Source organism: Mitsuokella sp. AF33-22 (assembly GCF_003475755.1).
In the GTDB taxonomy this organism is placed as follows: Bacteria; Bacillota; Negativicutes; order Selenomonadales; family Selenomonadaceae; genus Mitsuokella.
Genome location: NZ_QRQA01000009.1, coordinates 55020 through 81267, shown reverse-complemented (window position 1 = coordinate 81267; position 26248 = coordinate 55020). Strand labels below are relative to the sequence as shown.

Genomic DNA, 26248 nt, shown 5'->3' with positions numbered 1-26248 from the left:
TGTTCACATTATAGCGGGGCGTGTCTTTCTTGTCAAGCGCTAATTTTTCTGTTTGTGTTTCAGCCGCGTGCGTTTTGACAGGGATCCGGCGGGGTTGCTATACTGAAGATAATGGAAGCAGTAGTCCGTTTCGATGTGTAACAGAAAGGAATAATCATGACATATAAAGAAGATCAGGAACAGGAAAGACGGGACGGCCCCGCGGTAACGGATGAGCCGGCGGCACCCGTGGTCCATAAGCGCCGCATCCATTACAGCGGCCGCTATCCGCGCCATTATGCGGAAAAATACAAGGAACTCAATCCGGAACGTTACGTAGATGAGATTGCACATGTGCGGGCCAAGGGCAATACGCCGGCGGGCACGCATATCCCCATCATGGTCCGGGAAATCCTTGACGTGCTGGCCATCCAGCCGGGCGAGCAGGGTTTCGATGCCACGCTGGGCTACGGCGGCCATACCATGGCCATGCTGGAGGAGCTCAAGGGGAAAGGTCATCTATACGGCGGCGATGTCGATCCGATTGAATCGCGCAAGACGGAGGCGCGCATCCGCGCCAAGGGGTATACGGACGCGCAGTGGAGCCTGCGCCAGATGAATTTCTGTGAGATTGACAAGCTCGTGGAAGAGGTGGGGCCGTTTGATTTCATTCTCGCCGATCTCGGCGTCTCGTCCATGCAGATCGACAATCCGGAGCGCGGATTTACGTATCGGGCGGATGGGCCGCTTGACCTGCGCCTGAATCCGGAGACAGGCATCTCGGCTGCTGACCGCCTCGCGCAGATGGACCGCGATGAACTCATCGGCATGCTGCGCGAAAATGCCGATGAACCTTATGCCGAAGAGATTGCGCGACAGATTCTCAAGGATGAGAAGCGCGGCACAGTCATCCGCACGACGCGGCAGCTGCATGAGGCGATTGAGCGGGCCTTGGAGAAAGTCAGGCTGCCGCGCACAGAGGCAGGAAAACTGCCTGACCGCAAGGAGCTGATCCGCAAGAGCAGTGCCCGCGTGTTCCAGGCGCTGCGCATTGACGTCAATCACGAGTATGAGGTGCTCTATGATTTCATGGCAAAGCTGCCGGATGCTTTGAAGCCGGGCGGACGGGCAGCCATCCTGACGTTCCACTCAGGCGAGGACCGCATCGTCAAGAAGGCGTTCAAGGCCTTTCATCAGCAGGGGATCTATCGGGATATCTCGGACGGAGTCATCCGGCCGAGCCGCGAGGAATGTTATGAGAACAGCCGCGCCCGCTCGACGAAGCTGCGCTGGGCCATCAGGGCCTGATGCCCCGTTTTGTGACTGGCTCACGGACGCTTGGAAGAGGGGCGGTTAGAATGAGGGAAATTGAGTCAGGCTGAATGATGGAGGTATTTTGGATGAAAACGGATGTGCTCATTATTGGTGCCGGCCCTGCGGGCGTGTCGGCTGCTCTTTATGCGCGCCGCGGCGGGCTGGATGTGACGATCGTGACAAAGGGCATTGAGACAGGAGGCCTTTCCCAGGCGGAAAAAATCGAGAATTATTACGGCTTCCCTGAGCCCATCTCCGGCCGCGAGCTCCTGCGCCGCGGGGCAGAAGGCGCACGCCGTCTCGGTGTGCATTTCGTGACGGGAGAGCTTCTGGGGCTTTCATTCAATGATACATTTGACGGGTTCCGCGGTGAACTGGCTGCCGCTGCCGTTGAGGCACCGGCCGTGGTGCTGGCCGCCGGTGCTGCGCGCCGGACGCTGCCGGTGCCGGGCCTCAAGGAATTTGAGGGCAAAGGCGTCAGTTATTGTGCCATTTGCGACGCGTTCTTTTACCGCGGCAAGACGGTTGCGGTCGTGGGGGCCGGCGATTATGCCCTGCATGAAGCACAGATCCTGCTGCCGCATGCCAAGCATGTCCTGCTGCTGACGAATGGAGAGATGCCGCCAGAAGTGCCAGCTGGTGTTGAGGTGCGCACGGAGAAGCTGCTGGCCGTGGAGGGCGAGGACCGCGTGAGCCGCGTGGTGCTGGCCGGCGGGCAGCAGGTGGCCCTGCAGGGGCTTTTCCTGGCCATCGGTACGGCAGGCAGCTCGGAACTGGCGCGCAAGATCGGGGCAATGCTCGACGGCGCGAATGTGAAGGTTGATGCAGCGCAGGCGACGAATGTGCCGGGGCTGTTTGCGGCAGGTGACTGCACGGGCGGTTTGCTGCAGGTGGCCAAGGCCGTACATGAGGGTGCTGTGGCGGGATTGTCCGTGTTGCGCTACATGCGGGAGAAGCGCAAGGCAGCGCACTGAAACATTGTATTGCGGCTTGTTGCTTTGTGAAGGAAGACAGGGAGAACGCAGCAAAGGCGGGGCTGCCCGTGCAACGCTTCACGGCGTCATCCTGCTAAATGAATTTTTTTCCTTTCAATTCAGCCTGCCAAAGGAGCTAAACGCGCTTCGCTTGAACGACGCTCTTTGACAGGATTCCAGATGGAAAAAAATTCATTCTTTACGCAGTCTGACGAACGCTCCGCTTTTGCACAGGCAGCCCCTCCGTGCCAACAGGCCTCAAGCGGCGGCATGTAATTGGCGCGCCTTTTTTCTTTTCTAAGAGATACGTGTTATAATAAAGCGTCTAAAGGTTCATGGGTGGAGAACGGTACTGCGTTTTTTGTCCGTGCAAGGAAAGGAAGAGTGCGTTGTCTACAAAACGATGGATTGCGGTGTTTGCCCTGACGATATTGGGAGCGCTGCTGTTTATGAGCTGGCTGATCCCGGCTCAGTCGGGATTCTGGTATCAGGTCGATGCCGGTGTGTTTTTTTATTTCAATCATCTGCTGGGCGAGAGCGTGGCATTCCGTTATCTGGTGGCCTTCACGAATCTGCGTCCGTTTGATGCCGTGGCGTTCCTGTTCATGCTGGGCATCTTTTATCAGTATTACCGTCGGCAGGACCGCGCGGGCAAGCGCTGGATGGTCTGCATCGGCCTGACGATGCTGGTCACGGCCGTCATTGCGAAGCAGTTTGACATGGCCATGGATTTCAGCCGTCCGAGCCCGACCAAATTCTTCTCACTGCAGGGCGTCCCGGTGCTGCGCGTCTCCGAATTGACAGGCTGGCCGGCTAAGGACTGGTCGAGTACGAGTTTTCCGGGTGACCACGGTATGATGCTCATGATTTTTTCGTTTTTTATGCTGCGGTATTTCGGGCGCAAGGCGTTTTTCTGGAGTGCGCTCGTGGTGGTCGTGTTCTCTTTGCCGCGCATCATGGCAGGGGCTCACTGGCTGACGGATGTCGTCGTGGGAGCCGGTTCCATCAGCTGCGTGGTCCTGAGCTGGATGCTCCTGACGCCGGCTTCAGACCGGGTCATTTCCTGGTTTAACCGCCATTTGCCGAAAAAAATTCTGGGGTGAATCAGCAAACGCTGCCTCGCCTTTGTCTTGTTGCTTATACGGCCGCAGCTGCGTGGCAGAAGCGTAAATCCGGGTTTTTGATAGCTTGTGATTTGCGCTTTTTCTATGTGTTCTCTTGGAAACGATTGTTTGATTCTATGGTAATGATATTCTTTATGAGTGAAATAATGTCTGATGATGCCTGATGTGTTATAATAAAGGAAGTATTTTCTAAAGAAAAGGGAGGATGTATGGTGAGGCAGAAGGCGTATGAACTTTTGCAGGAAACCATCAATCAGGGAGCTGGTGCCTTGGGTCAGTTCTTGGAGACTGCTCTTAAGCGGCACCTCCTCTTCATTATGCACGATGGTATGGAATATTACCCGGAGCGCAAGCCGGCTGGGGTAGAGTTGCGGCAGGTCATCAAACACCTGCCTTCTTTTGCAGATGACCAGTTTCATTATATCCATGACCAGCAGCTGCTGGTCATGCAGGTGAGCCTGCCCGATGCGGCGGCCCATCTCTATCTCCTGGTCCGACGGGTAATGGAAGCGGATATCCCCGCAATCATGAAAGGAGTGGAACCTGCCCGGCTGGCGCTCACGTATTTCCTGCGCAATGAGATTACTGTGCAGCACCGTGTTGAGCAGAAGACGAATGACATTTTATCGCAGGCGTTTGAGAGCCAGCGTTTCCGCATCGAGGATATCCTGACGGATTTTGATATCCGCCTCGATGCTTCGCAGGATTACCATGTGATGCTCGTGGACCTCGGTGACAGCGTCCCTGACAGTACAGCGGTGGACTTCAAGGCCAGCCTGATGCAGTTTGAACGCAAGCATCGTGAGCTGTCCCTGTATCCGCTGTTCTGGCGCGGCAAGGGCATCGTGATCCTGCAGGATATGCGCGATCAGGTGGAACTCACTCCGTCAGAGGTCGATTCCAGTCTGAGGACGCTCATCATCGGCTGGCAGAAGTCCTTTTCAAAACGTTACGGGATTTCGCTTTCCATTGGCGTCGGTGACCGCCATCCGCTCAGGGAGATGAAGGTGGCTTACCGGGAGGCGCAGGTCGCACTGGCTTATGGCGAGACGAAAAGCCGGCGGGGCTTCTGCAAATGCTTCCAGGATATCGGCCTGCTGCGGCCGCTGTTTGCCGGCGGCATGGAGCCCGTGCTGACATTTTGCCGCCGCACGCTGGGGCGCATCATGGATTATGACCGCGAGAACGATGCGGATTTCCTGATTACTTTGAAGCTCCTGATGGAGACGAATTTCAACTACAAGGCGGCAGCGGAGATGCTGTTCGTGCATGTCAATACGGTGCGCTACCGTTATGATAAGATTGCACAGCTCCTCGAGAAGGATCTCTCGGATCCCGATGTGCGCTTCGATCTTTATGTCGCCGTGCGCATGAGCGAGATCCTCGGCGTCCTGCATCTGCTGCCCGTCGGGTATATCGGCGATGTCCGTGAGAGGCAGCATGGACGTACGGCCTCCGGTGAGAGCTGAGGCGCGTTCCGCCTGCACAAGTCTGTTGCGAAAAAACATGGCGGACGGTATAATCTATAGAGATGCGCACGCTTGCGGGCGAGTGCGAACGTAAGACGATGGAGAGGAGCTGCGCATATGGAACTGCATTGGGAGGATGTCGCGGGGCACGAGGCGCAGAAGATGCAGCTGCGGACGATACTGCGCGAGCATCGGCTGCCGCATGCTTTGCTGTTGACCGGCCCCGATGGTGTCGGCAAGAAAAAGCTCGGGCATGTCCTCGCCGCTGCGCTCCTGTGTGAGACGGAGGACGCTCCCTGCGGCCATTGCGCGTCCTGCCGGGCCATGGCGTCTGGCACACATCCGGATTATCTGGAGGTCCTGCCGGAACGCACGGGCCGGAGCGCGGCGGTCATCCGCATCGACGCCATCCGTTCGATGCAGGTCGAGGCCTCGCGTTACCCCGTCCTGTCGAAGCAGCGCGTCGTCCTCATCGACGATGCGGACTGCATGAATGAAGCGGCGGAGAACAGCCTGCTGAAGACGCTGGAGGAGCCGGAGGGAGCGGTGACGTTCCTTCTGGTCACGGGAGCCAGGAGTTCCCTGCTCGATACGATCTTGTCGCGCTGCATGCCGCTCTCGTTCGGCACGGTGCCGGAAGATGCCATTGTGCGCGTGCTGGCCCAGCGGGGCATTGCTGCGGAAGAGGCGCACGAACTCGCTTCTCTTTCTGACGGCAGCATCGGGCGTGCCATTGCCCTGCATGAGCATGAAGGACTGTTGCGCCGCGATGACGCCCTGGATTTTCTTGCAAAGCTTCCGCAGTTGGATATGACATCGGTCTGGAAGCGTTCGCAGGAGATGGGCGAGTTCGACCGCGAGACGCTTTCGGAATGGTTCCTGTATCTCAACATGATGCTGCGCGATATGCTGGTGCTGTATGAGGACGGCGGCAGCAGTCTCATTTACCATAAGGATATCCGGGCGCGTCTGCTGGCACTTTTGCCGTCGTTCCCGGAACCCGTCATCTTTTCTCTGCTGGCCCTGGTGCGTGAGACGCAGCGCCGCCTGCAGAGCAATGTGAATCTGCGTCTCTTGATGGAAGGTTTCCACATCCGCATGCGCGATGTGGTTCAGATACGTAATTGACAAGCAGGAGGAAATTTTGTATACGATTATCGGTGTCCGCTTCAAGCAAGCGGGAAAGATTTATTATTTCAGCCCCGGGCAGCTTGAGATTGAGCTGGGGCAGCGCGTCGTGGTCGAAACGGCTCGCGGCGTGGAGTGCGGCCTGACGGTCATCGGGCCGCGTGAAGTTTCGGAGGAAGAGGTTACGCAGCCTCTGAAGGTTGTCCAGCGCGTGGCCAATGAGCAGGATCTGCAGCGCGTGGCGGACAACAAGCAGCGGGAGAAAGACGCCTTCGGCATCTGCGAGAAGAAGATCCGGGAGCATGGGCTGCCGATGAAACTCGTCGATGTCGAGTACACGTTCGATCTCAATAAGATCATCTTTTACTTCACGGCGGATGGCCGCATCGATTTCCGCGATCTTGTCAAGGATCTCGCCTCCGTCTTCCGCACGCGCATCGAGCTGCGCCAGATTGGTGTCCGCGACGAAGCGAAGCTTATGGGTGGGATTGGCTGCTGCGGCCGCCCGCTCTGCTGTGCGACATTCCTCGGCGATTTTGAGCCGGTGTCCATCCGCATGGCCAAGGAACAGAATCTGTCGCTGAATCCGACGAAGATCTCGGGCATCTGCGGGCGTCTCATGTGCTGCCTCAAGTACGAGAGCGACTGCTATTGCGGTCAGTGCCACAAGAAGACGCCGAAGGTGCAGCCGCCGCAGCAGGGCGGCCGTGTCGTCACGGTCGACGGCGAGGGCAAGGTCATTTCGCTGAACCAGCAGCGCCGCACGGCGACGATCCTCCTGGACAACAGCCGGACCATCGTTGCCGCCTGGGAGGATGTCATCGAGAAGGATGAGGACTGCGGAGAAGAGGCGAAGCCTGCGGCAGCGGAACGGACCGGGCAGCAGGGTGAACCCCGCTCGGAACGCCGCGCACCGCGCAGCCGCGGAGAACGCAGTGACCGCGAACGCACGCCGCGCCGCTCGCGCAGCAGCCGGAACGGCCAGCCGCGCGACACCCGGGAAAACAAGGACGGTCAGGGAGAAATGCCGTCGCGCCGCCGTCGTCCGCGCCGCCCGCGCGACACCAGCAAGGAAAGCGGTGCGGGGCAGGAACGTCAGACGCGCTCCCGTGAGAAACGCCGCCCGCGTGCACCGCGCGCGACGCGTGAGAATGGCGGCCAGCCCGAGCAGAAATCATGAGAGAACCGGAACTGAAGCCGCATGAGCGCCTCGACGACCTCATGAAGAGCGGCCGTCACATCATCCAGAACACACAGGAGTTCTGCTTTTCGCTGGACGCCGTGCTGCTGGCGCATTTCCCGCGTTTTCACAGGCGCCAGTATGTCCTGGAGCTCGGCACGGGCACGGGGGTCATTCCGCTCATCATGGCCGATGAAGTCGCCCATGTGGAAGCCGTGGAGCTGAGTCCTGTCATGGCCGAGCTCGCGTCCCGCAATGTCTGGATGAATGAGCTGGAGCACAAGATCACGGTGCGCGAGGGAGATTATCGGGCCATCCGGGGCATGTACCCGGCCGAAACGTTCGATGTCGTGCTGGCCAATCCTCCTTACCGGCCCGTCGCTCATGGACAGGCCAACAGGATCCAGGGGGTGGCACGGGCGCGCCATGAATTCACGGCGACGCTCGACGATGTCGTGACGGCGGCCCGCTACGCGCTGAAGTTCGGCGGCCGCTTCGCGATGGTTCATCTGCCTGAGCGACTCGGGGAAATCCTTGTCGCACTGCACGAACATCAGATGGAGGCCAAGCGGCTGCAGATGGTACAGCCCAAGGCCGGGAAGGCCCCGAACATGATGCTCGTGGAAGCCGTGGTCGGCGCCGCCCCCGGAGGGCTCAAGGTCCTGCCGCCGCTCATCGTGCATGAGGAGGATGGCAGCTATACGGAGGCCATCCGCAAGATTTACGGACTGACAGAAAGAGATTGACGCTATGATGACTGAAGAACGGAATGAGCCGGGGACGTTGTATCTCTGTGCGACACCCATTGGCAACCTGGAAGATATGACGTACCGTGCCGTGCGCATGATGTCGGAGGTGGAGCTGATTGCCGCCGAGGACACGCGGCATACGCGCCAGCTCCTGACGCATTTCGATATCCATACGCGGCTGACGAGCTATCACGAGCACAACAAATTGACAAAGGGACCGGAGCTCGTCGCATGGCTGCTGGAGGGGCACGACCTCATCTGTGTCAGCGATGCCGGCCTGCCGGGCATCTGCGATCCCGGCAGCCATCTCGCGGCGCTGGCCATTGCGCAGGGGGTGCGCGTCTCGCCGCTTCCGGGCTGCAATGCCGGGCTTTCGGCACTTATCTGCTCCGGGCTCGATACGACGCGGTTCACCTTCGTCGGCTTCCTGCCCAAGACGGCCAAGAAGCAGCAGGAAATCCTCAGGGAGGTCTGCCCGTACCGCGACACGCTGATCTTTTACGAGGCACCGCATCACCTAAAGAACACGCTGCGCCAGATGATCGCCGTGCTCGGCGGCCGGCAAGCGGCTCTGGGGCGCGAGCTCACGAAAAAATTTGAGGAATTCCGCCGTGGCACACTGGCTGAGCTCCTCGCGTATTACGAGGAACACGAGCCGCGCGGGGAATTCGTCATCGTGGTGTCCGGTGCCGATGCGGAAGCTCTGGCGGAGGCGGAGGAACCGCCGCAGGACCCTGTGGTCCTCTGCCGGCAGCTCATGGCCGAAGGCGTCAGCAAGAAGGAGGCCATGCGCCAGACGGCCAAGACGCTCGGAATGAGCCGCCGCGACGTCTACGCCGCCCTGCTGGCTGCCGATGCCGGTTCGCCGGAAGGCATTTGACAAAGAATGGATGCAGGCTGCCGCCATGCGGCGGCCTTTTTTGTTGGGCAAGAGGCCTGGGAAAGGAAACTTCTATGAAACAGACAACACGTGATCTCCTGGATTTCATCGCCGACAGCACGTCGCCGTTCCAACACGGTGCAGAGGAGCGAGGAGCTTCTGAAAGACGCCGGTTTTACGGCACTGTCGTGGCCGGATGAATGGCATCTCTCGCGAGGCGGCCGCTATTACGTGCCGGTTTACGGCTCGACGCTGCTGGCATTTGCCGTGGGCGGGCAGGACGGTCCGCTGCGCATGGCCGCTGCGCATACGGATTTTCCCTGCCTGCGCCTGAAGCCGCAGGCGGGCATGCTCAAGGAAGGCTACGGACTCCTGAATGTCGAACGGTACGGCGGCCTCATCCTGCGCTCATGGCTCGACCGCCCGCTTTCGCTGGCAGGCAAGGTGGTGCTGCGCGGCCTCGACGCGTTTCATCCGGAAACGCGCCTCGTCGATATCGGCCGTCCGCTCCTGACGATCCCGAGCCTTGCCATCCATATGGACCGTGAGGTCAACGAAAAGGGGGCGCTGAATCCGCAGAAGGACATGCTGCCCTTGGCGGCTGCCTTTGGCCGGCAGAAGGGCCTGACGGCGGGATACTTCCTGTCGTGGCTGGCACTGGAGCTCGGCGTTCCTGAAGATGACATCCTCTCCTATGAGCTCAGCACGTATCCGGCTGAACAGGGGACGGTGTTTGGCCTGGCCGGCGAAATGATCTCTTCTCCGCGCCTTGACAACCTGACCTCGGTATTCGCCTGCCTCCAGGGCCTCTGCGCAGCGGAGCAGTTCGCAGGCATCCGCCTCGTGGCACTGTTTGACAACGAGGAGGTCGGCAGCCGTACGAAGCAGGGCGCAGGCTCGCTCGTGCTGCCGGCACTGCTGGCCCGCATCTATCGCGGCCTGTCATTGGACGAAGACCGGCTGCAGCGCGATCTCGGCGAGGCGTTCCTGCTATCCGTCGATGTCGCTCATGCCGTGCATCCAAACTACATCGAGAAAAGCGATCCCGTCGTGCACCCGGTCCTCGGCGGCGGCCTTGCCATCAAGCAGGCTGCGAGCCAGTCTTATGCCGGCGATGCTGAAGCAGTGGCCATCATAAAGGAACTCTGCACCTCGCACGACATTCCCTGCCAGTTCTTTGTCAACCGCAGCGACAGCCGTGGTGGTTCGACGCTTGGCTCCATTGCCTCGGCGCTCGTGCCGGTGCGCACGATGGATGTCGGCGTGCCCATCCTGGCCATGCATTCGGCCCGCGAAACGATGGGTGCAGAGGATCAGGAAGCCCTCATGGCCCTGCTGCGCGCGTTCCTCGCCTGAGCCGTCGCTGTTTTCATAGAAAAAGAACTAGAAAACGTTTACAATAATACTTGACAATACAACGAAGACGCGGTAAACTAGAGACAACAAGAAAAAAGATGGTGCAAATCGGAACTTCCATGGGTTTGCACCATATTTTAAGGGGAACAAGAAAACGTTTACTAGGATGTTTCCTGGCAAACACAAAAAACGCGATGGAGGGTTACAACATGGAAATCTTAGAGCAGATGAAAAAAGAGTTCACGAAGCAGTTCGGTGAGAAGGCAACGCGCAGCTACTTTTCTCCGGGGCGTGTCAACCTGATCGGTGAGCACACCGACTATAACGGAGGCCATGTATTCCCCTGTGCAATTTCCCTCGGTACGTACGCACTGGTTGCGGACCGCGAGGACATGACGACGAGAATGTATTCCATGAACCTTGCGGACAAGGGCATCATCGAATTCCCGATGACGGGGCTTGCTTACGATGCAGCGAAGAACTGGGCCAACTACCCGATGGGCGTCGTCGACGTCTTCGAGAAGGCCGGCCACAAAGCCACGCATGGCTTTGATATCCTGATTTACGGCACGCTGCCAGCCGGTGCAGGCCTCTCGTCCTCCGCTTCGCTGGAAGTCCTGACCTCGGTCATCCTCAACGAAGCATTTGACTTCAAGCTCGACATGATCGAGATGGTCAAGCTCTCCCAGAAGGCTGAGAACCAGTTTGTCGGCGTCAACTGCGGCATCATGGACCAGTTTGCCGTCGGCATGGGCAAGAAGGACTGTGCCATCCTCCTGGACTGCAACACGCTGTCGTATCGTTACAGCAAGATTACCCTCAAGGATGCGAGCATCGTCATCACGAATACGAACAAGCCGCACAGCTTGGCTTCGAGTGCGTACAACGTGCGCCGCGCACAGTGCGAGCATGCGCTCAACGAGCTCAAGGAAGTCAAGCCGGACCTCACGGCCCTCGGCGAACTCGGCAATGATGAGTTCAATCAGATTGCCGGACACATCGAGGAAGTCCTCGAGCGCCATCGTGCCCGCCATGCGGTCTATGAGAACAACCGCACGCTGGCTGCCGTCAAGGCACTGGAAAACGACGACGTCAAGGAGTTCGGCCGTCTGATGAATGAATCGCATTTCTCTCTGCGCGATGACTATGAAGTCACGGGCAAGGAACTCGATACGCTGGCTGAGATTGCCTGGCAGCAGGAGGGCGTCATCGGTTCCCGCATGACGGGTGCCGGCTTTGGCGGCTCGACGGTCAGCCTGGTCAAGAATGATGCCATTGAAGCCTTCAAGAAGAATGTCGGTGAGGCTTACACGAAGAAGATCGGCTATGCACCGAGCTTCGTGGTCGCCAGCATTTCGGATGGTACGCATCGCATCGATGGCTGAGCCCCGCGTTCCGGTTGGTTCAGTTTTGAGATCTGTCATATAGAAGCAAGATAGAAAGGGAGCAGAGACATGTCTATTCTCGTTTGTGGCGGCGCCGGTTACATTGGTTCGCACGCAGTACATCAGCTGGTAAAGAAGGGGGAGGATGTCGTCATCGTCGATAACCTGCAGACGGGTCATCGCGATGCCCTCAACCCGCAGGCCAAGTTCTACGAAGGTGACATCCGCGATAAGGATGTGCTCGACAAGATTTTCACGGAAAACAAGATTGAGGCCGTCATTCACTTCGCTGCCAATTCCCTCGTCGGCGAAAGCGTTGAGAAGCCGCTGAAGTACTTCAACAACAATGTGTATGGCATGCAGGTGCTGCTTGAAGCCATGGTGCGTCATCATGTCGATAAGATCGTCTTCTCTTCGACGGCTGCCGTCTATGGTGAGCCGAAGCGCGTGCCCATCATGGAAGATGATGAGACGAACCCGACGAACCCGTACGGTGAATCGAAGCGCACGATGGAGAAGATGATGAAGTGGGTCAGCCGTGCCAACGGCATCCGCTACGTATCGCTGCGTTACTTCAATGCAGCCGGTGCCATCGATGATGGTTCCATCGGTGAAGACCATCATCCGGAAACGCATCTGATCCCGCTGATCCTGCAGGTTCCGCTCGGCAAGCGCGACCACATCACGATCTTCGGCGATGATTATCCGACGCCGGACGGCACGTGCGTGCGCGACTACATCCACGTCATCGATCTGGCCGATGCTCATGTACTGGCACTCGAGTACCTGCGCAAGGGCGGCGAGAGCAATATCTTCAATCTCGGCAACGGCAAGGGCTTCTCGGTCAAGGAAATGATCGAGGCAGCCAAGAAGGCCACGGGCAAGGACATCAAGGTCGAGATGGGTGCACGCCGTGCAGGCGACCCGGCCCAGCTCATCGCGTCTTCCGAGAAGGCCAAGAAGATCCTCGGCTGGAAGCCGCAGTACACGAATGTCGAGCAGGTCATCGGCACGGCCTGGACCTGGCATCAGAAGCATCCGAACGGTTACGAGAAATAAGACAGGTGCAGATACCGCAGGCGGGGGAATCCTTCGTCTGCGGTTCTGGTTTGCAGGATCGATCTGGAGGGAATCATCATGTCAATCAATACGGAAATCAACCGCCTGCTGAATTTTGCCAGGCAGAATACGCTGATCAACGAGGATGACTTTTACTATGCGGCCAACCGCCTCATCGACGTGCTCAAGGTCGATGCATTCGAGCCGGAGCTCATCGATGAAGAATTGCCGACGGCCATGCCCATCCTCGACAACATGCTCGACTATGCAGCGGAGAAAGGCATCATCGAGAATACGACGGAGGAGCGTGACCTCTTTGATACGCGCATCATGGACTGCGTGATGCCGCGCCCGTCTGAGGTCGTCCGCCGCTTCCGCAACGATTATGCACGCAGCCCGAAAGCCGCAACGGATGAGTTCTACAAGCTCAGCATCGCTTCGAACTACATCCGCAAGGACCGCATCGACAAGAACATCATCTGGAAGACGGCCACGGAATACGGCGACCTCGATATCACGATCAATCTCTCCAAGCCGGAGAAGGACCCGCGCGATATCGCCAAGGCCAAGAGCGCACCGTCCTCGGGCTATCCGAAATGCCTGCTCTGCCGTGAGAACGAAGGCTATGCCGGTCACCCCGGCCATCCGGCCCGAGAGACGCACCGCCTGATTCCGCTGCGCCTCTCGGCACACCGCTGGTTCTTGCAATATTCCCCCTACACGTATTACAATGAACATTGCATCGTCTTGAACCGCAAACATGTGCCGATGAAGGTATCGCGCAAATCCTTTGAGAATCTCCTGGATTTCGTGACGATTTTCCCGCATTACTTCCTCGGCTCCAATGCCGATCTGCCGATTGTCGGCGGTTCCATCCTGTCCCACGATCATTATCAGGGCGGCCGCTATACCTTTGCGATGGCCAAGGCCCCAATCGAGAAAACGTATCACTTCAAGGGCTTTGAGGACATCAAGGCTGGCCGCGTGAAATGGCCGATGTCGACGATCCGCCTGCAGGGCGAGGACCGTGAGAAGCTGACGGCTCTGGCCGACAAGATCCTCAAGTCCTGGCGCGCGTACAGCGACCCGAGCGTGGAAATCCTGGCAGAGACGGACGGCACGCCGCACAATACGATTACACCGATTGCGCGCCGCCGCGGTAATCTCTATGAGCTTGATCTCGTGCTGCGCAATAACCGCACGACGAAGGAGCATCCGCTCGGCCTGTTCCATCCGCATGCGGAAGTGCATCACATCAAGAAGGAAAACATTGGCCTCATCGAGGTCATGGGCCTTGCCGTCCTGCCTGCACGCCTCAAGAAGGAGATGGCGGCTGTCGGACAGGAACTCGTCAAGGGCACGGAAGACATTTCCGGCATGCCGGAAATCGCCAGCCATGCAGACTGGTACAAGATGCTGCACAAGAAATATCCGAACGTTACGGAAGACCAGGTGGCAGGTATCCTCAAGCAGGAAATCGGCAAGGTATTCGAGACTGTCCTGACCCATGCTGGCGTGTACAAGCGCAATCCGCAGGGCATGGAGGCTTTCGACCGCTTCGTCGCTCATGTGGATGAGGCGTGAGCTTGAGCGTCCGTAATCCAGAAAGCAGGAAAGAAAATGGAAGCAACGAAGAAAGCGACGATTGTCGATGTCGCCAGAGCGGCCGGTGTTTCGGTCGCAACCGTCTCGCGCGTCGTCAATGGGAATTATCCCGTCAAGAGCGAGACGCGGGACCGCGTGCAGGCGGCCATTGAGGCACTGCAGTACGTGCCGAATGTGCAGGCCCGCGAACTCAATATGCAACGCTCCTCGACCATCGGTGTCGTCGTGCCGGGCCTTTACAATATGTTCTTTGCGGAAGTCATTGACGGCATTGAGAAGGCTGTGCGCAAGGAGGGCTTCACGCTCTTGCTCAACTGTGCGCAGAATGACCCCGAGCTGGAGATGGAATGCATCAAGACGCTTGTGTCCCGCAATGTATCGGGCATCATCGTCATCAGCCCGAATACGCAGGGCATGCGAGAAACCTTTTACCGCCGTCTCGTCAAGCGGGTGCCCCTCGTCTTCATCAACGGCTACCGCCGCATCCCAAATGTCTCCTATGTGACGAATGATGAGGCGCTCGGGACGCGTCAGGCGCTCGAATACCTAATGGAACTCGGGCACCGGCGCATCCTCTTTGTGCGCGGTGATCACTCGGATTCCTATACCATCAAGGAAGAGGCGTACCGCTCGCTCATGCAGGAGAAGAAATGCTTCCATGAAGAGGATATCGTGGATATCGGCGAGGGCAACAGCATCGAGACGGTCACGGCTGCCCGCAACCGCCTCTACGACATCCTGCCGCGCACGGAGGCAACGGCCATTTTCTGCTGCAACGACCTCATGGCCACGGGTGCCGTCAAGGCCTGCAAGGACCGTTCCCTGCGCATCCCCGATGATATGTCCATCGTCGGCTACGATAACATCACGCTCGCAAGCCTTATCGAGCCGGAAATCACGACGATGGATCAGAATATGTTCCAACTGGGCAGCAATGCCGCTGTCGTGCTGGTCGAGATGATCCACGGCGGCAAAAGCAAGCGCATCACGCTCGAGAATACCCTGATCGTGCGTGATTCCACCGGGCCGCGTGCCTGAGTGCGCACAAGGGCCTGCGGGCCCTTTCCCCTATTTCCCCTGAAACTGCTCTCCGGTCTGCCGGAGAGCTTTTCTTTTGCCATTTTGAGGTCCATGATGCGTGACAGCATATGGTATAATGGAAAGGATCAAGAAAATGATGCAGATTCATGCACATGCAATGGAGGTTTTTCTATGAATATCTCGCGCTGGTTCCTGATCTCGACGGCGGCCTGCGGCCTGCTGCTGGCCCCCGTGGCTGCGCAGCAGCCTCTGGCAGAAGCGGCAACGCAGAGCAGCGTTCCTGCCAAGGCATCCGTCAGGACCATCCCCGGGCGGCCGGACTTCCCGCAGGTGATGCCGGGAGAGCCCAACAAGAAGGCCATGCAGTCCGTCAAATGGCGCCTGGCCAAGCCGTATGCCGAACCCATGCTGGAGGCAGCGGCGGCAGCCGATACCATCACGATCATGGGGGCGGCAGAGGCCACGCAGGAACAGATGGTGCATTTCATCGAGAAGCGCAACCCGCAGCCGAAACTCAACTGCTCCGTCGAGGACATCGTCCGCTATTATTATGAGGAAGCCGGCCGCGAGGGCATCCGCCCCGATGTGGCGCTCTGCCAGGCCTTGAAGGAGACGGGGGTCTTTGCCTATGGCGGCGATGTCTCGCCCAAACAGAACAACTTCTGCGGCCTCGGCGCGACGGGCAACCGTGAACCGGGCCTGAGCTTTGCGACACCGCAGCTCGGCGTGCGTGCGCACATCCAGCACCTTTTGGCCTATGCGAGCACGGAACTGCCGCACACGGCCCTCGTCGATCCGCGCTATAAGCTGCTGAAGGAGAACCGTCCGGAGATTTACGGCCAGGTGACGAAGTGGACGGGGCTCAATGGCGTCTGGGCCGTGCCGGGGACGCGCTATGGCCAGGAGATCCTCTGGCTCTGGCAGGAAGCGCAGGCACCGGACGGTTCGGATGCCGCGCTCGCCGCTGCGGAGAAGAAGGTCCGCGAGATGCCCGATGAATCCGGCGCTTATCTCTACCGCGGCATCGTCTATTTCAACCGTCAGGATTACAAGGCGGCAGAGCAGGATTTCAACCAGGCCATCCATTTCGCACCGGAGTCTTCGGCCGCCTACTATGACCTGGCGCTGACGCAGCATCAGACGGGACACCTCAAGGATGCGCTCAAGAGCTATGAGGCGATGATCGCGCGCAATCCGGAGTTCATGCAGGCCTGGTACAACCGCGGGCTCATCGAGCTCGCTCAGAAGCACGAGAAGGACGCCATCCATTCGTTCCAGGAAACGCTGCGCCTGACGCCGCAGACAGCAGATGCCAAGAATGCGCTGGCCGTGGCCTACATCCGCCAGAAGAAATATGACAAGGCATGGCAGATGCTCGATGAAGCGGCTGACATCAATTCGGCCAACATGAATGTACTGGCCAACCAGTTTATTTTTGAAGCCTGCCTCAAGTGAGGGCAGGTCAGACGGTTTAGTTGCCCAATCCTGTCAAAGTGTTTTATAATAAGGGGGCAACAAAGTGAGCGGGCGTTCCATTAGCGGCCGCGGAGGAGGAAGTCTCATGAAAGAAAAGAAACCATTTTATATCACGACGCCGATTTATTATCCGAGCGCCAAGCTCCACATCGGCCATGCGTACTGCACGACCATCGCGGACTCCATTGCCCGCTTTCACCGCCTGATCGGCGACGATGTCTTTTTTCTGACGGGCTCGGATGAGCACGGCCAGAAGATTCAGCAGAAGGCAGAAGAAGCCGGCGTGACGCCAATCGAATACGTCGACAAGATCGTTGCGGGCTTCCAGAATCTCTGGAAACGCCTCGACATCAGCAACGATGATTTCATCCGCACGACGCAGGAGCGCCATCAGCGCGTCGTGCAGGAGGTCTTCCGCCGCATCTACGCCAAGGGTGACATCTACAAGGGCTCGTACAAGGGCCTTTACTGCACGCCGTGCGAAAGCTACTGGACGGAGCATCAGCTCGATGAGAACGGCTGCTGCCCGGACTGTCACCGTCCCGTGCAGGAAGTCTCGGAAGAAGCGTATTTCTTCAAGATGAGCAAGTATGCAGACCGCGTGCTCCAGTACATCGAGGAGCATCCGGATTTCATCCAGCCGGCATCGCGCCGCAACGAGATGATCAACTTCATCAAGCAGGGCCTCGAAGACCTCTGCATCTCGCGCACGTCGTTTGACTGGGGCATCCCGGTGCCCATCGACCCGAAGCACGTCATCTACGTCTGGTTCGACGCGCTGACGAACTACCTGACGCCAATCGGCTTCCTTGACGACCCCGAGAAGTTCCAGAAATACTGGCCGGCAGACCTTCATCTCGTCGGCAAGGAAATCGTCCGCTTCCATACGATTATCTGGCCGTGCATCCTCATGGCCCTCGACCTGCCGCTGCCGAAGAAGGTCTACGGTCATGGCTGGCTCATCGTCGACGGCGACAAGATGTCGAAATCCAAGGGCAATGTCGTCGACCCGAACGGCCTCATCGATGAATTCGGCGCCGATGCCATCCGCTACTTTCTGCTGCGCGAAATCAACCTCGGCCAGGACGGCAACTTCTCGCGCGATGCCCTGATCCAGCGCATCAATTCCGACCTCGCCAACGATCTCGGCAACCTCCTGCACCGCACGCTCAACATGACGCTGAAGTTCCAGGACGGCGTCGTGCTCGCACCGCAGGGCAAGAGCGAAGTGGACAAATCCCTCGAAGCCGATGCCGCGGAAACGGTCGCGTTCTTCCGCGAGAACATGAACGATATGCAGCTTTCGGCGACGATCAAGAAGGTCTGGGCCTTCATCAGCCGCGCCAACAAGTACATTGACGAGACGGCTCCATGGGCCCTTGCCAAGGATCCAGAAAAGAAACAGGAGCTTGCCAACGTTCTCTACAACCTCACGGAATCCCTGCGCATCATCAGCGTGCTGATCTCGCCGTTCATGCCGCAGACGGCAGAGCGCATCTGGAAGCAGCTCAACCTGCCGCAGGCCTTCAAGGACGTGCAGATCGAGGATATCGAGCAGTGGGGCGGCGTACCGGCAGGTCTTACGGTGGGCAAGCCGGAACAGCTCTTCCCGCGCATCGAAGTGGAGAAGGAAGAGGCTCCGCAGGCAAAACCTGCCAAGAAAGACAAGAAAGCCAAGAATGAAAAAAAAGACGAGACGCAGGAGACTGTACCGGGTGTCATTGGCATTGAGGACTTCGGCAAGGTCAAGCTGCGCGTAGCCGAGGTCACGGCGGCAGAGCCTGTGCCGAAGGCGGACAAGCTGCTGAAACTCCAGCTGAGCCTCGGTGAAGGGGAGCCTGAGCGTCAGGTCGTTTCGGGCATTGCCAAGTTCTATCAGCCCGCAGAACTCGTCGGCAAGCACGTCGTGCTCGTGGCCAACCTCAAGCCGGCCAAGCTGCGTGGTGTCGTATCCGAGGGCATGATCCTCGCGGCCAGTGACGGCAAGGGCCTCAAGATTCTCGAAGTCGACATGCCGACCGGCACCGAGGTGCGCTGATGGCAGAGCAGGCAGCAGGCCGCTTCGAGCTTGTCGATACGCATACGCATCTCAACGATGCCAAGTTTGTCGAGGACTGCGAGTTCGTCATCGCGCGGGCACGGGAAGCCGGCGTGACCCGCATGATCAATATGGGGGATACCCTCGTTTCCTCGGAACGGGCCGTAACGCTTGCTGAGGCACATGAGGGGCTTTATGCCGGCGTCGGCATCCATCCGGAAGAGGCATTCGAGATGACGGCGCGCGAGGATGACATCCTCGCTGCCTGGGCGGCAAAGCCCGAAGTGGTGGCCATCGGCGAGATTGGCCTCGACTATTACTGGGAGAAAGATCCCGATAAAAGGCGGCTGCAGCAGCGTATATTTATCCGCCAGCTGGACCTCGCGCGCCAGCTTCATCTGCCGGTCTGCATCCACGACCGCGATGCCCATGGCGACACACTGGCCATCCTCAAACGGGAAGGCCGGGGAATTCGCGGTGTCCTGCACTGTTATTCGGGCAGCCTCGAAACGGCGCGTGAACTCCTCAAGCTGGGCTGGTATCTCGGCGTTGACGGTCCGCTGACCTTCAAGAATGCGGCGAAACTGCCGGAAATCGTCCGGGCCATGCCGCTGGAACGCCTGCTCGTCGAGACGGATGCGCCGTACATGGCACCTGTGCCCCTGCGCGGCAAGCGCAATGAACCGTCCTTCGTGCGCTTCGTGGCAGCGAAGGTGGCGGAGCTGCGAGGGCTTTCTTTGGAGGAAGTTGCTCGCGTGACGACGCGCAATGCGGAGAATTTATATACACTTTAAGTGAGTTATCATAAAAGTGGTGAGGGAGCATATAAAATGTTCCCTCACCACTTTTTAAATCCCATTTTTCAGCTTAATTACAGCTGAAAGTGGTAGAACAAAACATGGGTGATTTGACATCACCCTTTTGTCCATGCTATACTTATTTTGTTCTTTTTGCGTTCCCACTATAACAAAGGGGGGATTGAATGAGTTTAAAGCGACTCATTTCCTTACACAAAAAAGTAGAAAAGAAATTCTTGTTTTGCATGATACTGGCTATCATGATGATGATGACGACAGGCTTCACCCGTGCGGGCATGCCCTCGGACATGCATCAGGTACAGGTTCATGTCGACGGACGCACCATTGAATTCAACAGCATACACAGAAGCCCGGAATATCTCATTGAGCGGGCAGGCGTGAAACTCAGCGCCAAAGACGAATACCAGTTACAGAAATTAGACAACAAGACAACCGACATCACGATTTATCGAGCGGTCCCCGTCACCATCGAGTACGCGGGACAGAAAAAAGAAGTTCTGACTAGCAAACAGACTATACGCGATGCCCTCATCGAACAGGGCTATCAGCCGGAGGATGTGGAAGCAGCTCCGGGTTTGGACACGAAAATACATGCCAATATGGACATATCACTAAAGGACAGTGCAGCCAAGCTGCAGGCTATGCAGCGTGAACGGGAAGAGGCACAGGCTCAGGTGGAGACCTCGCGCGGCCTTTCCCGCTACAGTGCCGTTTACACGATGGAAGCAACTGCTTACCTGCCATGGGATGGCGGCGGCAGCGGCATCACGGCCTCGGGCCTGCCTGCCCAGTACGGCGTCGTAGCCGTGGATACGGATGTGATTCCCCTGGGAACGCGCCTCTATATCCCTGGCTATGGCGAGGCGATTGCCGCAGACACGGGCGGTGCCATCGTCGGCGACCGCATTGATCTCTGCATGGAGGATTACGGTGCAGCGATGGACTTTGGCCGTCGCGACGTAACCGTTTACGTTTTGGATTGAGGAACGAAAAAGAATAAGACATTTTATGCCCCTGGATCTGGCTGACAGGATCGGCCAGAGCACAGGGGCCTTTCTTTTTCTCAATTTTTCTCGATGGTCATCTTTGTATGATCGGCCTCGGCCTTCTGTATCAGGATCTTCAGGCGTTCGATGTTCTGCTTGTGACGCTCGATGGCAAAGCCGATGCGGATGTGCTCTTCTTCGGTGAAGGCTGGATTCTTGTATGAGGCCTCGATGCGCTTGAGGCGTTCTTCGACCTCGTGCAGTTCGTTCTGCATGGGCTTGACATGCTCGAGCGCGAGCCCGTAGATGGAGCGGATCTGGTTCTCGACGTATTGGGCATAGCCGGGCTCTCCTGACGTCTTCTCGAGCCATTTGGCCACGTGGTAGATGATGTCGAAGGGGCTCTCGCCACTGTGTATCATATCGAGGATTTCCATCTTGATCTGCTGCTCCCGTCCGTGCGGCTGCATGACGGTGGGATCGTCGCCGGTCTTTGCGTGTTTTTCTTCTTCTGCCATGGTATCATCGTTCCTTTCCCGGCTCATCGTGAGCCCTGCATTTCCCTCCCATTATAGCATATTTCCATTTCCCGCGATTTCGGGAAGTTTACGGTATTACACAATATTCGTTTTTTTATTGCTTTTTCGGCAACGGCTGTGCTATAATATAGCCATATTTTTATGGTTGTAATCCTTCATGTTCAGGGCTCTTGGGACATGAACTTTTTTTATGAAGAAAAATGTTTACCATGAGTGGACAGATAGTGGATGTCAGCCAGACGACTAGAAAGGTAGAAGGGATTTTATGAATCAATTCAAGATCGGCGAATTGCTCACCATCGGCTTCATGATGTTCTCCATCTTTTTCGGTGCAGGCAACGTGATTTTCCCGCCAGCCCTCGGACAGGCCGCTGGCGACCATACACTCACCGCGATGGCCGGCTTCCTGCTCACGGGCGTGGGACTGCCGCTGCTCGGCATCACAGCCATTGCCCTGCAGGGCGGCAAGTACATCGAGCTCATCAACCGCCGGACGTATCTGTGGTTCGCGACGGCGCTGCTCGTCGTGCTCTATCTCTGCATCGGCCCGGTCTTTGCCGTGCCGCGTACGGGAGCCGTCTCGTTTGAGATCGGCATCCGCCCGTTCCTCGGCGACGATGGACTGACCATCGGGCAGGCTGTTTACACGGCACTCTTCTTCGGTGCCAGCTACTATCTGTCACTCAACCCGAACAAGCTCATCGACCGCGTCGGCAAGGTCCTGACGCCGCTGCTGCTCATCGTGCTGGCCGTGCTCTTTGCCAAGTCGTTTGCGGCGCCGCTCGGGGATATCCTGCCGGCGACGGGCAACTACGTGGCATCACCGTTTGCCCAGGGCTTCCAGGACGGCTATCAGACGATGGACCTTCTGGCTTCCATCGCCATCGGCACGCTCGTCGTCAATGCCGTGCGCATGCGCGGCGTCACGGATAACCGGGCCATTGGCCGCATCTGCCTGTTCGCCGGACTCATCACCGTCACGCTCATGGCCTGTGTCTACGGTTCGCTGGCGTATCTCGGTGCGACGAGCGCTTCGGTGCTGGGGCACTCTGCCAACGGCGGCCAGCTGCTTGCAAGTGCCGTCGGCATCTTCTTCGGCCCGGCCGGCAATGGCCTGCTCGCCGCCATCATCATCCTGGCCTGTCTGACGACGAGCTGCGGCATGCTCTCAGGCGGCGCCTGGTTCTTCAACAAGCTCCTCAAGAACCGCATTTCGTATGAGCGCCTGCTGCTCTTATTCACGCTGTTCAGCTTTGCGGCTTCCAATATCGGCCTGACGCAAATCATCGCGCTGGCCGTGCCGTTCCTCGTGACGATCTATCCACTCGTCATCGTCTTCGTCCTGCTCTCGCTCTTTGACCGCTTCATCGGCTGGCGCAAGAGCATCTACCAGGGCGCCCTTGACTTCACGCTGGCCTTCTCGCTCATTGACGGCCTCAATGCCGCGGGCGTGCACGTCACGGTGCTCAACAACATACTGAGCCAGTACATCCCGTTCTACAGCCTCATGATGGGCTGGGTGATTCCCGCGCTCTGCGGCGCGGCCTTCGGCTTTGTCATTTCCCTCTTCCAGACGGCTCCGGCCGGGGGAGCGTCTTCCACAGAACGTTGAGGCATTTGCGCCTGGGACAGAATACTGCCCGCATCCTTGGATTTGGATGCGGCAGTATTTTTTTGTCCACAGTTTCTGGGGATAACATCTGTGCAATCTGTGGATAAGTTGTGATAAACTCTTATGTTATCCACAGATTGCACGGTGGACGGTGGATAAATGCGCCAGCGTAACAACCGTTACGTCCTTCTGCGCCGTTTTTCGGTAAACTGGAGTATAAACGGAAAACAAGGCAGGAGGCGCAGCGATGGAAGAACAGTCTGTGGAAAAAAAGCGGCAGCAGGAATGCCGGACGGTGGAGGAGATCATCCGCCTGTATTGCCGCGGTCATCATCATGAGCGCCAGGGGAAGATGCTCTGCCCGGAATGCCAGGAACTCGCGGAGTACGCGCTGGCGCGGATCCGTCACTGCCCGCGCATGGCGGAGAAGACGTTTTGCAGCGTCTGCCCCATCCACTGCTACGCGCCGGAAAAACGCCGCCAGATTCTCCGCGTCATGCGTTACGGCGGCTGGCGTATGCTCTTTTACCACCCCGTCATGGCCCTTCATCACATGCTGCTGAGCCGTAAATGGCATCGGAAACACGGGTGAGGTTCGCGTCTTCCGATAGTAAACGTTTAGCGTTCAGTTTTGGCGATATTATTGCAGGATTTTGGATTGTTCCATCCTGCTTATTTTTTTATAATGAAAATAAATCAGATATATCAGAATTTTATTTACAGAATTACAGCGTTCCATCAGGACTTTGGGGAGGGGAGAGCATGAGTGTTGCAATTCATGTCGATCAGGTCATCAAACGGTACGGCAGCCTGACGATTATCCCCGGGCTTACCGAGCATATTGAGAACGGCGAGTTCTTCACGCTCTTGGGACCGTCCGGGTGCGGCAAGACGACACTGCTGCGCATGATTGCCGGCTTCAATTCGATTGAAGGCGGCAAGATACGTTTCAACGATACGGTGATCAATGATATACCGGCGCACAAGCGGAATATCGGCATGGTCTTCCAGAGCTATGCCATTTTCCCGCATATGACGGTGCGCGAGAATGTGGAATACGGCCTGAAGCTGCGCAAGACGCCGAAGGATGAGATGAAGAAAAAGGTCGACGAGATCCTCGATGTCGTGCAGATCACGGAATACCAGGACCGCCTGCCGGAGCGGCTCTCGGGCGGCCAGCAGCAGCGCGTGGCCCTGGCCCGCGCCATCGTCATCCATCCGAGCGTGCTGCTCATGGATGAACCACTCTCCAATCTCGATGCGAAACTGCGCGTCGAGATGCGCTCGGCCATCCGCGAAGTGCAGAAGCAGGTGGGCATCACGACGGTCTACGTCACGCATGATCAGGAGGAGGCCCTTTCGATTTCTGACCGCATCGCCGTCATGAAGAAGGGTGAAATCCAGCAGACGGCGCGTCCGCATACGGTTTACACGCGCCCGTACAATGTCTTCGTCTCGACGTTCATCGGCCATTCCAATCTGTTCCGCGGACGCCTGGCGGAAGCGGAGGGCGGGGGACTGGCAGCCGTCTTCCAGGATGGCTACGTCATGCCGCTTGCGACGCTCGGCCCTGATGCCAAAGCCGGCATGGATGTCATCATCTCGGTGCGGCCGGAGGAGTTCTCCATCCAGCCGGAAGGACAGGGACTGCGCTGCCGGGTGCACAGCAAGGTGTTCCTCGGCAAGTACATCAATTACGGCCTTTCCTTTGCCGAGGAGATGCTCGTGCCGGGGCAGCCATCCATCGAGTACAGCCAGGACCTCGGCCATGCGGAACACATCCTCGAAGCCGGCGACACGGTGACGCTGAAGCCGAATCCTGCCAAGGTCAATGTGTTCCTGCCGGACGGCAGCCGCAGTCTCATGGAAGGTGTGGTGCGTGATGAGTAGGAAAATACACTGGGACTTCTGGACGGGCATCACGCTCTTATCCATCGGCGTCTTTACGCTGTTTCTCATCTACCCGCTGTTCTCCCTGTTTGTCAGTGCCTTCCAGGACCCCGATACCGGCGCCTGGAGCATGCAGAATTTCGCGCATTTCTTTGACCGCAAGTATTACTACCAGTCGATGATCAACAGCTTCTCCGTCACTACCTGCGTGACGATCCTCGCGGTCATCATCGGCACGACCGTCGCGTACTTCATGACGCTCTACAAGATCAAGTTCAAGAATGTTGTCGAAATCTGCATCGTCATCTCGCTGCTCTCGCCGCCGTTCATCGGTGCGTATTCCTGGATCCTCATCGGCGGGCGCAACGGCTACATCACGCGTTTCCTGGCCGAGTACGGCATTGATTTTCCTTCGATTTACGGTTTTGCGGGCATCCTGCTCGTGCTGACGCTCAAGCTTTACCCATTCATCTACCTCTATGTGGCCGGTGCGATGAAAAACATCGATTCGGCACTCATCGAGGCGGCGGAGAGCCTCGGCTGCAGCGGCATCCGCAAGGTCATCACGATCATCGTGCCGCTGATTACGCCGACCATCCTCGCCGGTGCTCTGATGGTCTTCATGAACGCGATGGCAGACTTCGGCACGCCGATGCTCATCGGCGAGGGCTACAACGTCATGCCCGTCATGATCTATTCGGAATTCATCAATGAAGTCGGGGACCAGGCCAATTTCGCCGCTGCCATGGCAGCCCTGATGGTCCTGATCACCTCGACGATCTTCATGCTGCAGAAATACATCGTCAACCGCAAATCCTTCACGATGAGTTCGCTGCGGCCCATGCAGGTCGGCGAGCTTCACGGCTGGAAGAAAGCCGCCGTGCATCTCTTCATCTACCTGCTCGTCGCCCTGTCGCTGATCCCGCAGCTCGTCGTCATCTACACGTCGTTCCTCAAGACGAGCGGTTCGATCTTCGTCGACGGGTATTCGCTCGACAGCTACCGCACGATTTTCGAGAATCTCGGCACGGCCATCTCGAATACGTACCTCTTCAGCACGACGGCCATGGTGGTCATCATCTTCCTCGGCATGACCATTGCCTACCTGACAACGCGCAAGAAGAGCTGGCTCACCGATCTCATCGATACCCTGTCGATGTTCCCGTACATCATTCCGGGCTCTGTCCTCGGTATCACACTGCTTTTGGCCTTCAATGAAGAGCCGCTGTTGCTCTCGGGCACGGCCGCGATCATCATCATCTCGCTGATCATCCGGCGCCTGCCGTACACGCTGCGTTCAAGCTCGGCCATCCTCTACCAGCTGAGCCCGAGCATGGAAGAAGCATCCATCAGCCTCGGGGCATCACCTCTCAAGACGTTCTTCAAGATCACGGCCGTCATGATGCTGCCGGGCGTCATGAGCGGTGCCATCCTTTCGTGGATCACGGCCATCAACGAATTGTCGAGCTCCATCATCCTGTTCACGGGCGCGACAAAGACGATGTCGGTCGCCATCTACACCGAAGTCATCCGCGCCAGCTACGGCACGGCGGCGGCGCTGTCGACCATCCTGACCCTGACGACGATCACGGCCATGGTGATTTTCTTCAAGGTATCGGGGCGTCACGATGTCACGCTTTGATGTT

Annotated in this window: 22 protein-coding genes; 21 read left to right on the top strand and 1 reads right to left on the bottom strand. The window is 57.9% G+C overall.

Annotation, left to right across the window (positions count from 1 at the left end; all coding sequences use genetic code 11):
- Positions 1–156 precede the first annotated feature (156 nt).
- The 17 genes from rsmH (at position 157) to DWZ54_RS07065 (ending at position 20558) form a co-directional block, all read left to right on the top strand.
- Positions 157–1287, top strand: a complete 1131-nt coding sequence (gene rsmH / locus DWZ54_RS07145) for a 16S rRNA (cytosine(1402)-N(4))-methyltransferase RsmH (RefSeq protein ID WP_118475123.1) — start codon at positions 157–159, stop codon at positions 1285–1287.
- Positions 1288–1379: 92 nt separating this feature from the next.
- Positions 1380–2267: an NAD(P)/FAD-dependent oxidoreductase gene (locus DWZ54_RS07140; RefSeq protein ID WP_118475121.1), complete on the top strand. Its 888-nt coding sequence runs from the start codon at positions 1380–1382 to the stop codon at positions 2265–2267.
- 389 nt (positions 2268–2656) lie between these two features.
- Positions 2657–3370 carry a phosphatase PAP2 family protein gene (locus DWZ54_RS07135; RefSeq protein WP_233541646.1) on the top strand — a complete coding sequence of 238 codons (714 nt, stop codon included), beginning with the start codon at positions 2657–2659 and terminating at the stop codon, positions 3368–3370.
- Positions 3371–3600: 230 nt separating this feature from the next.
- On the top strand, positions 3601–4860 hold the full coding sequence (locus tag DWZ54_RS07130; RefSeq protein ID WP_118475117.1) for a CdaR family transcriptional regulator: 1260 nt from the start codon (positions 3601–3603) through the stop codon (positions 4858–4860).
- A gap of 117 nt (positions 4861–4977) precedes the next feature.
- Positions 4978–5988, top strand: a complete 1011-nt coding sequence (gene holB, locus DWZ54_RS07125) for a DNA polymerase III subunit delta' (protein ID WP_118475115.1) — start codon at positions 4978–4980, stop codon at positions 5986–5988.
- 16 nt (positions 5989–6004) lie between these two features.
- Positions 6005–7168, top strand: a complete 1164-nt coding sequence (locus DWZ54_RS07120) for a stage 0 sporulation family protein (protein ID WP_118475113.1) — start codon at positions 6005–6007, stop codon at positions 7166–7168.
- Positions 7165–7914, top strand: a complete 750-nt coding sequence (locus DWZ54_RS07115) for a tRNA1(Val) (adenine(37)-N6)-methyltransferase (RefSeq protein WP_118475111.1) — start codon at positions 7165–7167, stop codon at positions 7912–7914. Before DWZ54_RS07120 ends, DWZ54_RS07115 begins: the two co-directional genes overlap by 4 nt.
- Positions 7915–7921: 7 nt before the next feature.
- Positions 7922–8797 carry a 16S rRNA (cytidine(1402)-2'-O)-methyltransferase gene (rsmI, locus tag DWZ54_RS07110; protein ID WP_118475205.1) on the top strand — a complete coding sequence of 292 codons (876 nt, stop codon included), beginning with the start codon at positions 7922–7924 and terminating at the stop codon, positions 8795–8797.
- 90 nt (positions 8798–8887) lie between these two features.
- Positions 8888–10153, top strand: a complete 1266-nt coding sequence (locus DWZ54_RS07105; RefSeq protein ID WP_370245757.1) for a M18 family aminopeptidase — start codon at positions 8888–8890, stop codon at positions 10151–10153.
- Between the two features lie 209 nt (positions 10154–10362).
- Complete coding sequence (locus DWZ54_RS07100) at positions 10363–11538, top strand: galactokinase (RefSeq protein WP_118475109.1); 1176 nt, start codon at positions 10363–10365, stop codon at positions 11536–11538.
- Positions 11539–11607: 69 nt separating this feature from the next.
- Positions 11608–12597: a UDP-glucose 4-epimerase GalE gene (gene galE / locus DWZ54_RS07095; protein ID WP_118475107.1), complete on the top strand. Its 990-nt coding sequence runs from the start codon at positions 11608–11610 to the stop codon at positions 12595–12597.
- Positions 12598–12675: 78 nt separating this feature from the next.
- On the top strand, positions 12676–14181 hold the full coding sequence (galT, locus tag DWZ54_RS07090; protein WP_118475105.1) for a UDP-glucose--hexose-1-phosphate uridylyltransferase: 1506 nt from the start codon (positions 12676–12678) through the stop codon (positions 14179–14181).
- A gap of 36 nt (positions 14182–14217) precedes the next feature.
- Positions 14218–15240: a LacI family DNA-binding transcriptional regulator gene (locus DWZ54_RS07085; protein ID WP_118475103.1), complete on the top strand. Its 1023-nt coding sequence runs from the start codon at positions 14218–14220 to the stop codon at positions 15238–15240.
- A 174-nt stretch (positions 15241–15414) separates the two neighbouring features.
- Positions 15415–16698 (top strand): glucosaminidase domain-containing protein, encoded by a 1284-nt coding sequence (locus DWZ54_RS07080; protein ID WP_118475101.1) that lies wholly within the window; start codon positions 15415–15417, stop codon positions 16696–16698.
- Positions 16699–16804: 106 nt separating this feature from the next.
- Positions 16805–18757: a methionine--tRNA ligase gene (gene metG, locus DWZ54_RS07075; protein ID WP_118475099.1), complete on the top strand. Its 1953-nt coding sequence runs from the start codon at positions 16805–16807 to the stop codon at positions 18755–18757.
- Positions 18757–19551 carry a TatD family hydrolase gene (locus tag DWZ54_RS07070; protein ID WP_118475097.1) on the top strand — a complete coding sequence of 265 codons (795 nt, stop codon included), beginning with the start codon at positions 18757–18759 and terminating at the stop codon, positions 19549–19551. Before metG ends, DWZ54_RS07070 begins: the two co-directional genes overlap by 1 nt.
- Positions 19552–19799: 248 nt before the next feature.
- Positions 19800–20558 (top strand): G5 and 3D domain-containing protein, encoded by a 759-nt coding sequence (locus tag DWZ54_RS07065; RefSeq protein WP_118475203.1) that lies wholly within the window; start codon positions 19800–19802, stop codon positions 20556–20558.
- 80 nt (positions 20559–20638) lie between these two features.
- Here the strand turns inward: DWZ54_RS07065 and DWZ54_RS07060 are convergent, their stop codons facing one another.
- Positions 20639–21079 (bottom strand): hypothetical protein, encoded by a 441-nt coding sequence (locus DWZ54_RS07060; RefSeq protein ID WP_118475095.1) that lies wholly within the window; start codon positions 21077–21079, stop codon positions 20639–20641.
- A gap of 286 nt (positions 21080–21365) precedes the next feature.
- On the opposite strand from DWZ54_RS07060, the gene brnQ reads away from it, so the two are divergent.
- From brnQ to DWZ54_RS07040, 4 genes are all read left to right on the top strand, one after another.
- The gene (gene brnQ, locus DWZ54_RS07055) at positions 21366–22712 is read left to right on the top strand and encodes a branched-chain amino acid transport system II carrier protein (protein ID WP_118475093.1); all 1347 of its coding nucleotides are present in this window, start codon (positions 21366–21368) and stop codon (positions 22710–22712) included.
- Between the two features lie 247 nt (positions 22713–22959).
- On the top strand, positions 22960–23304 hold the full coding sequence (locus DWZ54_RS07050; protein ID WP_118475091.1) for a nitrous oxide-stimulated promoter family protein: 345 nt from the start codon (positions 22960–22962) through the stop codon (positions 23302–23304).
- Positions 23305–23474: 170 nt separating this feature from the next.
- Positions 23475–24602: an ABC transporter ATP-binding protein gene (locus DWZ54_RS07045; protein ID WP_118475089.1), complete on the top strand. Its 1128-nt coding sequence runs from the start codon at positions 23475–23477 to the stop codon at positions 24600–24602.
- A complete protein-coding gene (locus DWZ54_RS07040) occupies positions 24595–26244 on the top strand; it encodes an iron ABC transporter permease (protein ID WP_118475087.1) in 1650 nt (549 codons plus the stop codon). The genes DWZ54_RS07045 and DWZ54_RS07040 overlap by 8 nt, the downstream gene beginning before the upstream one ends.
- Positions 26245–26248 lie beyond the last annotated feature (4 nt).

Bases quoted from the DNA above. Each gene is read 5' to 3' on its own strand.
- DWZ54_RS07040 (WP_118475087.1), top strand. From the start codon at position 24,595: ATGAGTAGGAAAATACACTGGGACTTCTGGACGGGCATCACGCTCTTA.
- galE (WP_118475107.1), top strand. From the start codon at position 11,608: ATGTCTATTCTCGTTTGTGGCGGCGCCGGTTACATTGGTTCGCACGCA.
- brnQ (WP_118475093.1), top strand. From the start codon at position 21,366: ATGAATCAATTCAAGATCGGCGAATTGCTCACCATCGGCTTCATGATG.
- rsmH (WP_118475123.1), top strand. From the start codon at position 157: ATGACATATAAAGAAGATCAGGAACAGGAAAGACGGGACGGCCCCGCG.
- DWZ54_RS07065 (WP_118475203.1), top strand. From the start codon at position 19,800: ATGATACTGGCTATCATGATGATGATGACGACAGGCTTCACCCGTGCG.
- DWZ54_RS07115 (WP_118475111.1), top strand. From the start codon at position 7,165: ATGAGAGAACCGGAACTGAAGCCGCATGAGCGCCTCGACGACCTCATG.
- DWZ54_RS07100 (WP_118475109.1), top strand. From the start codon at position 10,363: ATGGAAATCTTAGAGCAGATGAAAAAAGAGTTCACGAAGCAGTTCGGT.
- DWZ54_RS07085 (WP_118475103.1), top strand. From the start codon at position 14,218: ATGGAAGCAACGAAGAAAGCGACGATTGTCGATGTCGCCAGAGCGGCC.
- galT (WP_118475105.1), top strand. From the start codon at position 12,676: ATGTCAATCAATACGGAAATCAACCGCCTGCTGAATTTTGCCAGGCAG.
- DWZ54_RS07140 (WP_118475121.1), top strand. From the start codon at position 1,380: ATGAAAACGGATGTGCTCATTATTGGTGCCGGCCCTGCGGGCGTGTCG.
- rsmI (WP_118475205.1), top strand. From the start codon at position 7,922: ATGACTGAAGAACGGAATGAGCCGGGGACGTTGTATCTCTGTGCGACA.
- DWZ54_RS07070 (WP_118475097.1), top strand. From the start codon at position 18,757: ATGGCAGAGCAGGCAGCAGGCCGCTTCGAGCTTGTCGATACGCATACG.
- DWZ54_RS07130 (WP_118475117.1), top strand. From the start codon at position 3,601: ATGGTGAGGCAGAAGGCGTATGAACTTTTGCAGGAAACCATCAATCAG.
- DWZ54_RS07080 (WP_118475101.1), top strand. From the start codon at position 15,415: ATGAATATCTCGCGCTGGTTCCTGATCTCGACGGCGGCCTGCGGCCTG.
- holB (WP_118475115.1), top strand. From the start codon at position 4,978: ATGGAACTGCATTGGGAGGATGTCGCGGGGCACGAGGCGCAGAAGATG.
- metG (WP_118475099.1), top strand. From the start codon at position 16,805: ATGAAAGAAAAGAAACCATTTTATATCACGACGCCGATTTATTATCCG.
- DWZ54_RS07060 (WP_118475095.1), bottom strand. From the start codon at position 21,079: ATGGCAGAAGAAGAAAAACACGCAAAGACCGGCGACGATCCCACCGTC.
- DWZ54_RS07045 (WP_118475089.1), top strand. From the start codon at position 23,475: ATGAGTGTTGCAATTCATGTCGATCAGGTCATCAAACGGTACGGCAGC.
- DWZ54_RS07050 (WP_118475091.1), top strand. From the start codon at position 22,960: ATGGAAGAACAGTCTGTGGAAAAAAAGCGGCAGCAGGAATGCCGGACG.